The following is a 12354-nucleotide window of genomic DNA, read 5'->3' on the forward strand; positions in this document are numbered from 1 at the left end:
TATGTTTGAAACCCCGAAAGTGAAAAAAGTCTCGGTGGTTATTCCTGTTTATAACGAACAGGAGAGCCTGCCAGAGCTGATTCGTCGTACTGATGCCGCTTGCGCCACGCTGAACCGAGACTATGAAATTCTGTTAGTCGACGACGGCAGCAGCGATGATTCCGCACGCATGCTGTGCCTTGCCGCTGAAGCGCCGGGCAGCCATGTGGTCGCGGTGTTGTTGAACCGTAACTACGGCCAGCACTCGGCAATTATGGCTGGTTTCAGCCATGTCACAGGCGACCTGATCATTACGCTGGATGCTGACCTGCAAAACCCACCGGAAGAAATTCCGCGTCTGGTTGAAAAGGCGGATGAAGGCTATGACGTGGTCGGCACCGTGCGTCAGAACCGTCAGGACAGCATCTTCCGTAAAACCGCTTCGAAGACGATTAACCGCCTTATTCAGCGCACTACCGGTAAAGCGATGGGCGACTACGGCTGCATGCTGCGTGCCTATCGCCGTCATATCGTTGACGCGATGCTCAACTGCCACGAACGCAGCACCTTTATTCCGATCCTCGCCAACACCTTTGCGCGTCGCGCCGTCGAGATCCCGGTGATGCACGCTGAGCGTGAGTTTGGCGATTCCAAATACAGCTTTATGCGTCTTATCAACCTGATGTACGACCTGGTGACCTGTCTGACCACCACGCCGCTGCGTCTGTTGAGCGTGGTTGGCAGCATTATCGCGGTGGCGGGTTTCGCCTTCGCTCTGCTGCTGGTCGTGCTGCGTCTGGCCTTCGGTGCTGAATGGGCAGGCGATGGTTTGTTCCTGCTGTTCGCGGTGCTGTTTATGTTCATCGGCGCGCAGTTCGTCGGTATGGGTTTGCTTGGGGAATATATCGGCCGCATCTATAACGATGTCCGTGCTCGTCCCCGCTATTTTATTCAACGTGTTGTCCGTCAGGAAAGCCTGACGACTGAAGAGGAAGATCGTTCATGAAAGCTGTTGTATTCGCCTATCACGATATGGGTTGCACTGGTATTCAGGCCCTGCTGGACGCCGGATATGACATCGCGGCCATTTTTACTCACCCGGATAATGCTGGTGAAAACCACTTCTTCGGTTCCGTTGCTCGCCTGGCGGCAGAGCAGGGGATCAGCGTTTATGCGCCAGAAGATGTGAATCACCCGCTGTGGGTTGATCGCATTCGCGAGATGAGCCCGGATGTGATTTTCTCTTTCTACTATCGCAACCTGCTTGGCGAAGAAATCCTCAATACTGCACCGAAGGGCGCCTTTAACCTGCACGGTTCTCTGCTGCCAAAATACCGTGGTCGCGCACCGTTGAACTGGGTGCTGGTGAACGGTGAGAAAGAAACGGGTGTGACTCTGCATCGCATGATTAATCGTGCCGATGCCGGTGATATCGTGGCGCAGGAAGTGGTCGCGATTGAAGAAAACGACGTAGCGCTGACGCTGCATCGCAAACTGTGTACTGCTGCTCAGACTCTGCTGCGTGATGCTCTGCCGCAAATCCTGAACGGCAAAACCGTTGAAAAAGCACAGGACGAAAGCCAGGCGACTGTGGTGGGGCGTCGTACGCCAGAAGACGGTCGTCTTATCTGGGAACAGCCTGCTGAAGCGCTGCACAATCTGGTGCGTGCGGTGTCCGATCCGTGGCCGGGCGCGTACGGTTTTGTCGGCACCAACAAATTTATCGTCTGGAAATCTCGCGTGCGTCACGATGTCGCCGCAGCAAAACCGGGCACCGTTATCTCTGCTTCTCCGCTGATCGTCGCGTGTGGTCAGGGCGCGCTGGAAATCCTGACCGGTCAGAGCGACAAAGGCGTTTACATGCAAGGCGCTCAACTGGCTCAGGCGCTGGGCCTGGTGACCGGTGCGCTGCTGTCGAGCTATCCGTTTGTGGCGGTTAAGCGTCGTACTCGCGTGCTGATCCTCGGCGTGAACGGTTTCATCGGTAACCACCTGACTGAACGCCTGCTGAAAGATGACAACTACGAAATCTACGGTCTGGATATCGGATCTGACGCGATCAGCCGTTTCCTCGATAACCCGCGCTTCCACTTCGTTGAAGGCGATATCAGCATTCACTCCGAGTGGATTGAATATCACATCAAGAAATGTGACGTAGTGCTGCCACTGGTCGCTATCGCCACGCCGATTGAGTACACCCGTAACCCGCTGCGCGTGTTCGAACTCGACTTCGAAGAGAACCTGAAAATCATCCGTGACTGCGTGAAATACAACAAGCGCATCATCTTCCCGTCCACTTCAGAAGTGTACGGCATGTGTACGGATAAGAACTTCGACGAAGACACCTCCAACCTGGTTGTCGGGCCAATCAACAAACAGCGCTGGATTTACTCTGTGTCCAAACAGCTGCTGGACCGCGTTATCTGGGCTTACGGCGACAAAGCAGGTCTGAAATTCACCCTGTTCCGTCCGTTTAACTGGATGGGGCCACGCCTGGACAGCCTGAATTCTGCGCGTATCGGTAGCTCTCGTGCGATTACGCAACTGATTCTGAACCTGGTTGAAGGCTCGCCAATCAAGCTTATCGAAGGCGGCAAGCAGAAGCGTTGCTTCACTGATATCAGCGACGGTATCGAAGCGCTGTTCCGCATCATCGAGAACAAAGAAGGGCGCTGCGACGGGCAAATCGTCAACATCGGTAACCCGGACAACGAAGCGAGCATCAAAGAGCTGGCTGAAATGCTGCTCGACTGCTTCGAACGTCACCCGCTGCGTAACCAGTTCCCGCCGTTCGCCGGTTTCCGTGAAGTGGAAAGCAGCGACTACTACGGGAAAGGCTATCAGGACGTTGAGCACCGTAAGCCAAGCATTCGCAATGCTAAGCGTTGCCTCGACTGGCAGCCGACAGTGGAAATGCAACAGACCGTTGAAGAAACTCTGGACTTCTTCCTGCGCACCGTCGAGTTAACGGAAACCCCAAAATGAGGCAGAAGGTTGGCTTACGCGTTGATGTAGATACCTTTCGCGGAACGCGCGATGGGGTGCCGCGCCTGCTGGACATTTTCCAGCGGCACGGCATTCAGGCCAGCTTCTTTTTTAGCGTTGGGCCTGACAACATGGGGCGCCACTTGTGGCGCCTGCTAAAGCCGAAGTTCTTGTGGAAAATGCTGCGCTCACGCGCGGCATCGCTGTATGGCTGGGACATCCTGCTCGCGGGCACAGCCTGGCCGGGGAAAAATATCGGCACGCCAAATGCCGATATCATCCGCGCCACGGCGCAGGCGCATGAAGTGGGTCTTCATGCCTGGGATCACCATCGCTGGCAAATGTGGAGCGGCGTGTGGGGGCAACCTGAGCTGGAAGCGGAAATCGCCCGAGGATTGCAGGCGCTGGAAGCCATTATCCAGACACCCGTGACCTGCTCAGCGGTCGCTGGCTGGCGTGCAGATGGCCGGGTAGTGCAAGCCAAAGAAGGGTTTGATTTCCTCTACAACAGCGACTGTCGCGGCACTCGTCCTTTCCTTCCTGTTCTTGAGGATGGAAAAACGGGCACCGTACAAATCCCGGTCACACTGCCGACCTGGGATGAAGCCGTGGGCGTTGAGGTTAGCGCTGAAGGATTTAACGACTGGCTGATTGACCGCATCCATAAAGATCGTGGTGTGCCGGTGTATACCCTTCACGCTGAAGTGGAAGGGATTATCGGTGCAGAGCAGTTTGAGCAGCTCCTGCAACAAGCGGAGGACGAGGGCATCGAGTTTTGCCCGCTGAGCGAACTGCTACCGGATGACTTTAGGACGCTACCCAAAGGGAATGTGGTACGTGGCGAACTGGCGGGCCGGGAAGGCTGGTTAGGACAAGAACAACTTTTGGGATAAGCCTGATGAAATCCTTACGTGTCAGCGCATCACTGCTGTTTCTCTTCGCGCTCTACTATTTGCTGCCGTTGAATTTCCGCTTGTTATGGCAGCCGGATGAAACCCGTTACGCGGAAATCAGCCGCGAAATGCTGGCTTCCGGCGACTGGATTGTGCCGCATTTTTTGGGTCTGCGTTATTTTGAAAAGCCGATTGCCGGATACTGGATCAACAGTATCGGGCAGTGGCTGTTTGGCCATGGCAATTTTGCCGTGCGCTTCGGCGTGGTATTCTCAACCGCTTGCACCGCGCTGCTGGTGGCCTGGCTGGCGTGGAAACTCTGGCAGGATAAGCGTACCGCCATTCTCTCTGCGGTTATCTTCCTGACCGCGTTCCTGGTCTACGGTATTGGCACTTATGCCGTGCTCGACCCGATGATTTCCCTGTGGCTGATGCTGGCAATGTGCAGCTTCTGGGGCGCAACGCAGGCACAAACCACCGCCGGAAAACTGGGCGGCTACGTGCTGCTGGGGATTGCGTGCGGAATGGGCGTCATGACCAAAGGTTTCCTCGCGCTGGTGGTGCCGGTCATTGGCGTGTTGCCGTGGGTGATTGTGCAGAAACGCTGGAAAGAAGTGTTGCTCTGGGGTTGGGTGGCGATTGTCGTTTGCGTCCTGACGGTGCTGCCGTGGGGTCTGGCAATCGCGCATCGCGAGTCTGATTTCTGGAATTACTTCTTCTGGGTCGAGCATATTCAGCGCTTCGCGAAGAGTGATGCACAGCATAAAGCGCCATTCTGGTATTACATTCCGTTCCTGATTGCAGGCAGCCTGCCCTGGCTGGCGCTGCTGCCGGGTGCGCTGAAAAAAGGCTGGCAGGAGCGTGAACCGCAACGCGGCGCGTTCTACCTGTTGGGCTGGGTTGTGATGCCGCTCCTGTTCTTCAGCATCGCGAAGGGCAAGCTGCCAACCTACATCCTGCCTTGCTTTGCCCCGCTGGCTATCCTGATGGTGCGTTATGCGCTGGAGGCGGTAGACAAAGGTGCGAAGGCGCTGCGCTACAACGGCATGATTAACATTGGCTTTGGCTTAATCGGCCTGATCGCGGTGTTAGTCGTATCGCCGTGGGGCGTGCTGCACAAACCGGTGTGGAGCAACATTGAGCTGTATAAATGTTTGTTGGCGGCGATTGGGTTTGGTGTCTGGGCGCTGGTCGGCTGGTTGTCCATTCGTGATGGCGTGAAAGGCTGGGCGCTGGCGGCGTGTTGTCCGCTGGGTATCGCATTGCTGATTGGCTTTACTATTCCGGACAAAGTTATCGACAGTAAGCAGCCACAGTTCATGACTGATATTGTGAGCGAACAGCTGACCCCGAGCCGTTACGTGCTGACCAACAGCGTCGGCGTGGCCGCAGGGCTTGCGTGGGAGCTCAAACGCAGCGATATCACGCTGTTCCGTCAACAGGGCGAGCTGAAATATGGGCTGGCGTATCCGGATGCGAAGGACCGCTATATCGACAGCGATCAGTTCGACAACTGGCTGGCCGAGCATCGTAAGGAAGGGCCGGTATCGCTGGTGCTTCAGCTCAACAAAGGACAACAGCTTGAGGATCTGAATCTGCCGAAACCGGACAACGTCTATAAGATGAGCCGAATGGTGTTCGTGCAGTATCTGCCAAAATGATAACGACCCTCTCTCTGCTGCTGGCAAGCCTGTTGAGCTGCGCCGGGCAGCTCTGCCAGAAACAAGCGACCCGTCCGGCGAAAGCCGGGCGGCGAGGGCAGCATCTCACCCTGTGGCTTGGGCTGGCGTTAGTGACGCTCGGGACAGGCATGGCGCTGTGGTTAGTGGTGTTGCAGCGCTTGCCGGTTGGCGTGGCTTACCCGATGCTCAGCCTGAATTTTGTCTGGGTGACGCTGGCGGCGAAATTTATCTGGAAAGAGCCCGTTTCAGTGCGTCACTGGTTGGGCGTGAGCCTGATAATCGGCGGGATTCTGGTGTTAGGGAGTAGCCTCTGATGGGTTTAGTCTGGGCATTATTCAGCGTCATTCTGGTCAGCGGCGCACAGTTGCTGCTAAGAGCGGCAATGTTGCTGCTCCCGCAAGTCAGTGACATTGGCGATCTGTTTTCGCATCTGATCAGCGTTCAACCGGGAAGTGGCCTGCTGGTGCTAGGGTTGTTCGGTTATCTGGCGTCGATGGTGTGCTGGTTCTTCGCTTTGAAATACCTGCCGCTGTCAAAGGCCTACGCCCTGTTAAGCCTCAGCTACATCGCGGTCTGGGCCGCAGCAGTATTCTTTCAACACGAAGCGTTTTCAGTACAAGCGCTGGTGGGGGTCTTGCTGGTGATGGCTGGGGTGATGACGATTTTTGCGCCTTCTCGCAGATGAATGGAGAGTGGGAAGCGCTCTGGCCTGACACTCTCAGTCTCCAGCGTGCTTCAGAATTACTGATTGAGCTCCTGGAGCAGTCTGGTATTGATATACAACTTTTCGCGCCCGGCGCTCATTTCCTCCAGTACCCCAATGTCAACTAACTGCCTGAGATAGACAGATGCGGTCTGGCGTTTGGCCACGCCGCGTTCCACAAGGTTATCGATCCGACAATAGGGCTGGGCAAACAGCGCCTGGACAAGCTCATGGGTATAGATTTTCGGCAGTTTCTCGCGGATATACGTTGTGGTTTCCGCCATCAACTCCCGCACAGTCAAAATCTTATCCGTCGTCCATCGGGCCGTATTCGTAACGGCCTCCAGCATAAATAATATCCATGACTCCCAGTCACCTTCTTCCGTCACCCTGAGCAAGAGCGTGTAGTAATCTTCACGCCTCTCCAGGATGAAGCGGGAAAGATAGAGAATCGGTAGCGACAGCATTTCACTTTGGATCAGATACAAAATATTCAGGATACGGCCTGTTCTCCCGTTCCCGTCGGGAAACGGGTGGATGCACTCAAACTGGTAGTGGGCAATCGCCATTTTCACCAATGGATCCAGGTCATCTTCGCCGTGTACGAATCGCTCCCAGTTTGCCAGTAATTGACGAATAACGTCTTCACCCACCGGTGGCGTGTAGACCACGTTGCTGTTCTGATCGCGCAGGACTGTACCTGGCGTTTTCCTGATATCGGTTTGTACCGCGCGTAATTTCGTGCAAATAGCCACGGCAGTGTTTGTGCAAAGAGGATAGTCCTCAAGGTGGGTATAACCATCGTAGAGCGCGGTACGATAGCGCAAGGCTTCTTTGGTGGCCGGATCTGCGCCATCGCTTCGCCCGGCGTACTGAAAGAGCCTGTCGCTGGTCGTGACAATGTTTTCGATGCGTGAGGAATCTTTCGCTTCCAGCATCGGAAGGAGGTTTATCAACAGACCCTGATTGGGAAGCAGTTCGCCGGCAGTCTTCAACTCTGCAATTGCTGCGCGCGCGCTGATGCATGCTTTAAGCACGCTGCGCGTTTCAACGCATTCCTGGTTGGGTGGCAGCATCGGTAACGCATTATAAGGTGTTTCAGGATCCCAGCTCATCTGTTTATAAAACCCATTTTTATCGACATATGGCTACACTATGTCGATGTTATAAACATGTCACTCTATTTATGTTTAAAAAAATGAGTTTTATCGACCTGTATTGCAGAGCGATCGCGCAGACTTGTAGGTCGGGTAAGGCGTAGCCGCCACCCGACACGCTTTTCAACCTACCCGCTCAATCACCTGCTCAGTCACATGAAACGGCGTTGGCGTACACGCGGCCAGGCTCAATCCTTCATGTTGTAAATCACTCAGATGCAGATTCAACGGCGTGGTGCTGTCAAAACTCACTATCTGCCACGCGCTGCCGCCACGCTGCTTCACCATCGCTTCTTTGCGCGTCCAGATACGCCAGAACCTTTCCAGGCGGCGCTCTTCTGCCTCTTTCTCCAGCTCCGCGTGTTCGTTGATGGTAAAGGTCGCGTTGGCGAGCTGCTGCCAGTGCGGGCGTGGGCGAATCGCTTCGATGTCGCACCCCACCGGGCCGACATCGCTCAGCAGCAGGGCGATGTTGTCGCCACTGTGGCTCAGGTTGAACCACAGCGCGTGATCCTCGTCGAACCCCGGCTTACCCTGATCGCCATAGTGAATATTCGGCAAAGGCGAGACGGCATGGCACAGCAGCGCACGGCCAGCCAGCCACGCATTGCGCCGTTTTCCTTCCGGGGCAAGCTCTGCGAGCTCAGGCGGAAGTGCCGTCAGGCTTAGGGTCGATATTTTCCCGAGGAACAGCCGATACATCGTTACTCCCAACGCTTAATGACAATCGAGGTATTAATTCCGCCGAAGGCGAAGTTGTTGCTCTGCAAGAATTCGCAGTCGATAGCCCGTGACTCTCCCATAATGTAGTCCAAATCGCCACATTGTTCGTCAGGCTGTTGCAGGTTAAGGGTCGGTGCAAACCAGCCTTCGCGCATCATTTGCAGGCTCATCCAGGCTTCCAGTGCCCCGCACGCGCCGAGCGTATGGCCGAAATAACTCTTGAGTGAAGAGAGAGGTGTCTGGTTGCCAAACACGGCGGCCGTCGCCTGGCTTTCCGCAATATCACCACGATCGGTTGCTGTGCCGTGGGCTGAGATATAGCCGATATCGGACGGCGCAAGGCCCGCCTGACGCAGCGATTGCTCCATACAAATCTGCATGGTTTCGCGCTGTGGCTGGGTGATATGTGCCGCATCGCAGTTGGTGGCAAAGCCGACGATTTCGCCGTAGATTTTTGCTCCGCGTGCTTTGGCGTGTTCCAACTCTTCCAGCACCAGCGTGCCTGCACCTTCGCCAATAACCAGCCCGTCGCGGTTCACATCGAACGGTGATGGCGTGGTCGCTGGCGCATCATTGCGCTGGCTGGTGGCGAACAGGGTATCGAACACGGCCGCTTCTGACGGACAGAGTTCTTCCGCGCCGCCCGCGACCATCACGGTTTGATAGCCGTGGCGAATGGCTTCATAGGCATAGCCGATGGCCTGGCTGCCTGACGTACAGGCGCTGGACGTAGGAATAACGCGCCCGCGCAGGCCGAAGAACAGCCCGGTGTTCACCGCTGTTGTATGCGGCATCATCTGCACGTAAGTGGTGCCGGTGATGTTGTTGGTGTGCTTCTCGGTCAGCATGGTGGCGAACTCGCTCACCGGGCCGGTGCTGCCTGTTGAGGAACCATAAGCAATACCGGTTTCACCGTTGGTCAGCACAGGATTATCAATAAGCCCCGCCTGCTCCAGCGCCAGTTCGCTGGCGCGAGTGGACAGCAACGACACGCGGCCCATCGCACGAATGCGTTTACGGGTGTAGTGAGCAGGCAGAGTGAAGTCGTCAATCGGTGCGCCAAGCAGCGTGTGCAGGCCATCGTAAATCTGCCACTCTGGCATTTTGCGTACCGCATTTTGATAATTACGCAGGCGCGCAGAGACCGCTTCCCAGTCTTCGCCGAAAGCTGTCACGCCGCCCATGCCGGTGATCACAACGCGACGGGTCATAACATGCCTCCGTTAATAGAAATCACCTGGCGGGTGACATAGCCCGCGATATCCGACATCAAATAGCTGGCAAGCCCGGCCACTTCTTCGGACTGGCCCATGCGCTTCATCGGAATGATGCTCATCGCTTCTTTCAGCGCCGCTTCTTCCATCGCAATCATGCCGGTGTCGATAAGCCCCGGCGCGATGCAGTTCACGGTAATTTTGCGCTTCGCCAGCTCAATCGCCAGCGCTTTGGTCGCGCCGATGATCCCGGCTTTCGCCGCGCTGTAGTTCACCTGACCCCGGTTGCCCATCACGCCGGAAACGGATGAAAGAGTAATGATGCGGCCGCCCTGACGCGTTGAAATCATCGGCATCACGCAAGGATGGATGACGTTGTAGAAGCTGTCGAGGTTGGTGTGGATGACGCTGTCCCAATCGTCTTCGCTCAGCGCCGGGAAGGCACCGTCGCGGGTGATGCCCGCGTTGCTGACCACGCCGTACCATGCGCCGTGTTGTTCGATATCCGCTTCCAGCACCTCGCGGCATTGCTCGCGATTGCCAACATCAAACTGCAACAAACGCCCCGCGCCGCCCGCGCTTTCAATGGCGGTTAAGGTGTCCTGTGCGCCTTGCGCATCGCTGTGAAAATGCACGCCGACGGTAAATCCGTCAGCGGCCAGTTTGAGCGCAATCGCGCGCCCAATGCCTTTGCTGGCCCCGGTAACCAGGACTGAACGACTCATGATGACGCTCCCTGTTGAAAAAGCGTGGTTAATTCTTCTTGTGATGGTTGAAAAGTATTCACTCGCCCGGTGGCAAGTCTTTCCCCGTTAGCGCTGATGGCGCACTCAAAGCTGCCGAAGCGCTCGTCCTGCATCAGTAACGTGACGGTGATCTCCAGAAGACTGTTGGCCTGAAATTCGCCTGCGGTGCATTTCAGTTCACGTGCGCCGAGGACCATACCGAGAGAGATTTGCGCTTCGCCGAGTTGCATGCGGTGCCAGCCAGACCAGACGCCAACGGTCTGTGCCATTAGCTCCAGCGCATACCAGCCGGGCAGGTTGCCATTGGCATCGATAAACGGGGCTAACACGCCGCTGCGGTTGACCGTTACCCGGCAAATAGCTTGTTCGTCGGTCACGCTCTCAACGCTCTCAAGCAGCAGCATCGGCGCGTCATGGGGCAGGTAATGACCCGGTGTTAAATAGTGGCTCATGCCGTTCTCCCCAACAGAATGCTGGCGTTGTTGCCGCCAAAAGCGAAGGAATTGGACAAAATAGTCGGGCGCTCAAGCGGCTGTGGCGAGGTGATAATTCCGCAAGCTGGCAGCGTGGTGTCAGCGGGTGACTCGCTAAAATCCTGCGCGGGTAAGGGCAGGTTGCGCTCTAAAATCAGCATACACAGCGCCGCTTCGGTGATCCCCGCCGCGCCCAGCGTGTGGCCCGTCAGGTGTTTCGTCGAGCTGCAAGGCACGCTTTCGCCAAACAGAGCGTGAACCACTTTCGATTCCACCTGATCGTTCAGCGGCGTGGCGGTGCCGTGCAGATTGATATAGCCAACTTCCTGCGGCTGTAATCCTGCGTCATTTAACGCCTGCTGAATGGCGCGGATAGCGCCTTCGCCCTCAGGGTGCGGCGCTGAAATGTGGTGCGCATCGCTGGATTCACCCACGCCGAGCAGCGCGACAGGCTGAGGTTCGCGAGTCAACAGCATCAGCGCGGCACCTTCGCCAATGGTGATGCCGCAGCGGTCGCGGCCAAAGGGCTGGCACAGTGTGGTCGATAACGATTCTAAGCTATTGAAACCGTTCACGGGCATGCGGCTCAGCGTATCGGCCCCGCCGACAATCGCCACGTCCACCAGATCCGCTTCAATCAAACGGCGGCCGCTGATTATTGCGCGCGCGCTGGAAGAGCAGGCGGTGGAGAGCGTGTAAGCCGGACCTTCAAGCTTCAGCCAGTTGCGCAGGAAACGCGACGGGTCGCCCAGTTCCTGCTGCGGATAGCGCCACGCCTCGCTCTCTTTGCCATTCAGCTTCAGATTCGCGTGCGTATCGCCTTCATCAAGCCCTGACGTGCTGGTGCCTAAAATCACCGCCACGCGGTCGCGACCAAAGCGGGCAATGGCCTCATCAACCTGCGGCTGAATCTGTTCAAGGGCAACCAACAACAGCTGGTTATTCCGGGAACGGTGGCTGGCAAACTCATCGGGGATCTCTGGCAATTCGCCATCGACACCGCCTAATACGGCGCTCACATCACCCTGAAGCCAACCGTCGCGCGGGCGCATACCGGGCGCAACGCCTGCGGTTAAATTGGCAGCGATCTCATCCGGGGTTCGGCCTAACGCGTTAATCATGCCTGCGGCAGCAATGTAGATCATCTCAGTCGCCCAGATAGTGAATGGTGATGTGGTAATTAAAGACGTGCTGTTCGATGCTTATCGGCTCGCGCTTCCCTTTGCGCTGCAGCCAGGTGATTTCCGTCACCAGCTTGCCCTGTGGGTTACGAAGCTGACGTTTATCACCATGGTCAATAAGCGTCCAACCTTTTGGTAGTACCGGAAGCCATGCTTCTCGCGGCCAATAACTCAGCATCACGTCGGCCAATACCTGGCTTGTGGGGGGAAGTTGTGGCACCACAATCGACTGCTCGGTGTGAATGCCTTTGTCATCATAGGTGACGAGGAACAGGCGAATACCGACAGAGGAAAGGCCTGCCAGCGTCAGCTTTTTGTCATCGGCGTTGAGCATCACCAGCAGCGACTGCGTCTTGCCGTTGAACGTGCCGGTCAGCAGTTGCTGTGAATTGACCGCAGGCGTTATCCCCGGCGCTGGCAGCGTGACCTGCGTGCCCGGTTGAAGCCAGGCTTGAGGGCGGCCGTTTTCATCACCGGAAGAGTGGCTACAGCCCGTCAGGATCAGCACCGCCGCAACAGCAGCCATGCGTAAAAGTCTACTTATCATCGTGTTACCTCAAAACTGCGGTGCCGGGTGGCTTGATTGCCGGGTGGCGCTGGCGCTGACCCGGCCTACAA

The 12354-nt window shown here is 56.5% G+C and carries 13 protein-coding genes; 6 read left to right on the forward strand and 7 right to left on the reverse strand.

Annotated elements, in window-relative coordinates:
- The first annotated feature begins 1 nt into the window (after nucleotide 1).
- The 6 genes from arnC to arnF are packed head-to-tail and all read left to right on the forward strand — an operon-like array spanning nucleotide 2 to nucleotide 6224.
- Nucleotides 2–985 carry an undecaprenyl-phosphate 4-deoxy-4-formamido-L-arabinose transferase gene (arnC, locus tag ACLW56_RS12605; protein WP_330984167.1) on the forward strand — a complete coding sequence of 328 codons (984 nt, stop codon included), beginning with the start codon at nucleotides 2–4 and terminating at the stop codon, nucleotides 983–985.
- The gene (gene arnA / locus ACLW56_RS12610; protein WP_330984112.1) at nucleotides 982–2964 is read left to right on the forward strand and encodes a bifunctional UDP-4-amino-4-deoxy-L-arabinose formyltransferase/UDP-glucuronic acid oxidase ArnA; all 1983 of its coding nucleotides are present in this window, start codon (nucleotides 982–984) and stop codon (nucleotides 2962–2964) included. The genes arnC and arnA overlap by 4 nt, the downstream gene beginning before the upstream one ends.
- Nucleotides 2961–3857 carry a 4-deoxy-4-formamido-L-arabinose-phosphoundecaprenol deformylase gene (gene arnD, locus ACLW56_RS12615; RefSeq protein ID WP_330984113.1) on the forward strand — a complete coding sequence of 299 codons (897 nt, stop codon included), beginning with the start codon at nucleotides 2961–2963 and terminating at the stop codon, nucleotides 3855–3857. Before arnA ends, arnD begins: the two co-directional genes overlap by 4 nt.
- 5 nt (nucleotides 3858–3862) lie before the next feature.
- On the forward strand, nucleotides 3863–5518 hold the full coding sequence (gene arnT, locus ACLW56_RS12620) for a lipid IV(A) 4-amino-4-deoxy-L-arabinosyltransferase (protein ID WP_330984114.1): 1656 nt from the start codon (nucleotides 3863–3865) through the stop codon (nucleotides 5516–5518).
- Nucleotides 5515–5853, forward strand: coding sequence for a 4-amino-4-deoxy-L-arabinose-phosphoundecaprenol flippase subunit ArnE (gene arnE, locus ACLW56_RS12625; RefSeq protein ID WP_330984115.1), 339 nt, complete (start codon nucleotides 5515–5517; stop codon nucleotides 5851–5853). The genes arnT and arnE overlap by 4 nt, the downstream gene beginning before the upstream one ends.
- On the forward strand, nucleotides 5853–6224 hold the full coding sequence (gene arnF, locus ACLW56_RS12630; protein ID WP_330984116.1) for a 4-amino-4-deoxy-L-arabinose-phosphoundecaprenol flippase subunit ArnF: 372 nt from the start codon (nucleotides 5853–5855) through the stop codon (nucleotides 6222–6224). Before arnE ends, arnF begins: the two co-directional genes overlap by 1 nt.
- A gap of 56 nt (nucleotides 6225–6280) precedes the next feature.
- Here arnF and fic read toward each other — a convergent pair whose 3' ends face one another.
- The 7 genes from fic to ACLW56_RS12665 all read right to left on the reverse strand — a co-directional run bounded on the left by fic (nucleotide 6281) and on the right by ACLW56_RS12665 (nucleotide 12283).
- Nucleotides 6281–7357 carry a protein adenylyltransferase Fic gene (fic, locus tag ACLW56_RS12635; RefSeq protein ID WP_330984117.1) on the reverse strand — a complete coding sequence of 359 codons (1077 nt, stop codon included), beginning with the start codon at nucleotides 7355–7357 and terminating at the stop codon, nucleotides 6281–6283.
- A 165-nt stretch (nucleotides 7358–7522) separates the two neighbouring features.
- Nucleotides 7523–8101, reverse strand: a complete 579-nt coding sequence (gene acpT, locus ACLW56_RS12640; protein WP_330984118.1) for a 4'-phosphopantetheinyl transferase AcpT — start codon at nucleotides 8099–8101, stop codon at nucleotides 7523–7525.
- 2 nt (nucleotides 8102–8103) lie between these two features.
- Nucleotides 8104–9333 carry a beta-ketoacyl-ACP synthase gene (locus tag ACLW56_RS12645; protein WP_330984119.1) on the reverse strand — a complete coding sequence of 410 codons (1230 nt, stop codon included), beginning with the start codon at nucleotides 9331–9333 and terminating at the stop codon, nucleotides 8104–8106.
- Nucleotides 9330–10061 (reverse strand): 3-ketoacyl-ACP reductase FabG2, encoded by a 732-nt coding sequence (locus ACLW56_RS12650; protein WP_330984120.1) that lies wholly within the window; start codon nucleotides 10059–10061, stop codon nucleotides 9330–9332. The genes ACLW56_RS12645 and ACLW56_RS12650 overlap by 4 nt, the downstream gene beginning before the upstream one ends.
- Nucleotides 10058–10534: a 3-hydroxy-fatty acyl-ACP dehydratase gene (locus tag ACLW56_RS12655; RefSeq protein ID WP_330984121.1), complete on the reverse strand. Its 477-nt coding sequence runs from the start codon at nucleotides 10532–10534 to the stop codon at nucleotides 10058–10060. Before ACLW56_RS12655 ends, ACLW56_RS12650 begins: the two co-directional genes overlap by 4 nt.
- Nucleotides 10531–11700, reverse strand: a complete 1170-nt coding sequence (locus ACLW56_RS12660; protein ID WP_330984122.1) for a beta-ketoacyl-[acyl-carrier-protein] synthase family protein — start codon at nucleotides 11698–11700, stop codon at nucleotides 10531–10533. Before ACLW56_RS12660 ends, ACLW56_RS12655 begins: the two co-directional genes overlap by 4 nt.
- Before the next feature lies 1 nt (nucleotide 11701).
- Nucleotides 11702–12283: a DUF3261 domain-containing protein gene (locus ACLW56_RS12665; RefSeq protein WP_330984123.1), complete on the reverse strand. Its 582-nt coding sequence runs from the start codon at nucleotides 12281–12283 to the stop codon at nucleotides 11702–11704.
- Nucleotides 12284–12354 lie beyond the last annotated feature (71 nt).

The organism is Pantoea sp. sgz302252 (assembly GCF_047713085.1).
In the GTDB taxonomy this organism is placed as follows: Bacteria; Pseudomonadota; Gammaproteobacteria; order Enterobacterales; family Enterobacteriaceae; genus Scandinavium.

Excerpts from the sequence above, each read along its gene's own strand:
- arnC (WP_330984167.1), top strand. The coding sequence starts at position 2 with ATGTTTGAAACCCCGAAAGTGAAAAAAGTCTCGGTGGTTATTCCTGTT.
- arnA (WP_330984112.1), top strand. The coding sequence starts at position 982 with ATGAAAGCTGTTGTATTCGCCTATCACGATATGGGTTGCACTGGTATT.
- arnD (WP_330984113.1), top strand. The coding sequence starts at position 2,961 with ATGAGGCAGAAGGTTGGCTTACGCGTTGATGTAGATACCTTTCGCGGA.
- arnT (WP_330984114.1), top strand. The coding sequence starts at position 3,863 with ATGAAATCCTTACGTGTCAGCGCATCACTGCTGTTTCTCTTCGCGCTC.
- arnE (WP_330984115.1), top strand. The coding sequence starts at position 5,515 with ATGATAACGACCCTCTCTCTGCTGCTGGCAAGCCTGTTGAGCTGCGCC.
- arnF (WP_330984116.1), top strand. The coding sequence starts at position 5,853 with ATGGGTTTAGTCTGGGCATTATTCAGCGTCATTCTGGTCAGCGGCGCA.
- fic (WP_330984117.1), bottom strand. The coding sequence starts at position 7,357 with ATGAGCTGGGATCCTGAAACACCTTATAATGCGTTACCGATGCTGCCA.
- acpT (WP_330984118.1), bottom strand. The coding sequence starts at position 8,101 with ATGTATCGGCTGTTCCTCGGGAAAATATCGACCCTAAGCCTGACGGCA.
- ACLW56_RS12645 (WP_330984119.1), bottom strand. The coding sequence starts at position 9,333 with ATGACCCGTCGCGTTGTGATCACCGGCATGGGCGGCGTGACAGCTTTC.
- ACLW56_RS12650 (WP_330984120.1), bottom strand. The coding sequence starts at position 10,061 with ATGAGTCGTTCAGTCCTGGTTACCGGGGCCAGCAAAGGCATTGGGCGC.
- ACLW56_RS12655 (WP_330984121.1), bottom strand. The coding sequence starts at position 10,534 with ATGAGCCACTATTTAACACCGGGTCATTACCTGCCCCATGACGCGCCG.
- ACLW56_RS12660 (WP_330984122.1), bottom strand. The coding sequence starts at position 11,700 with ATGATCTACATTGCTGCCGCAGGCATGATTAACGCGTTAGGCCGAACC.
- ACLW56_RS12665 (WP_330984123.1), bottom strand. The coding sequence starts at position 12,283 with ATGATAAGTAGACTTTTACGCATGGCTGCTGTTGCGGCGGTGCTGATC.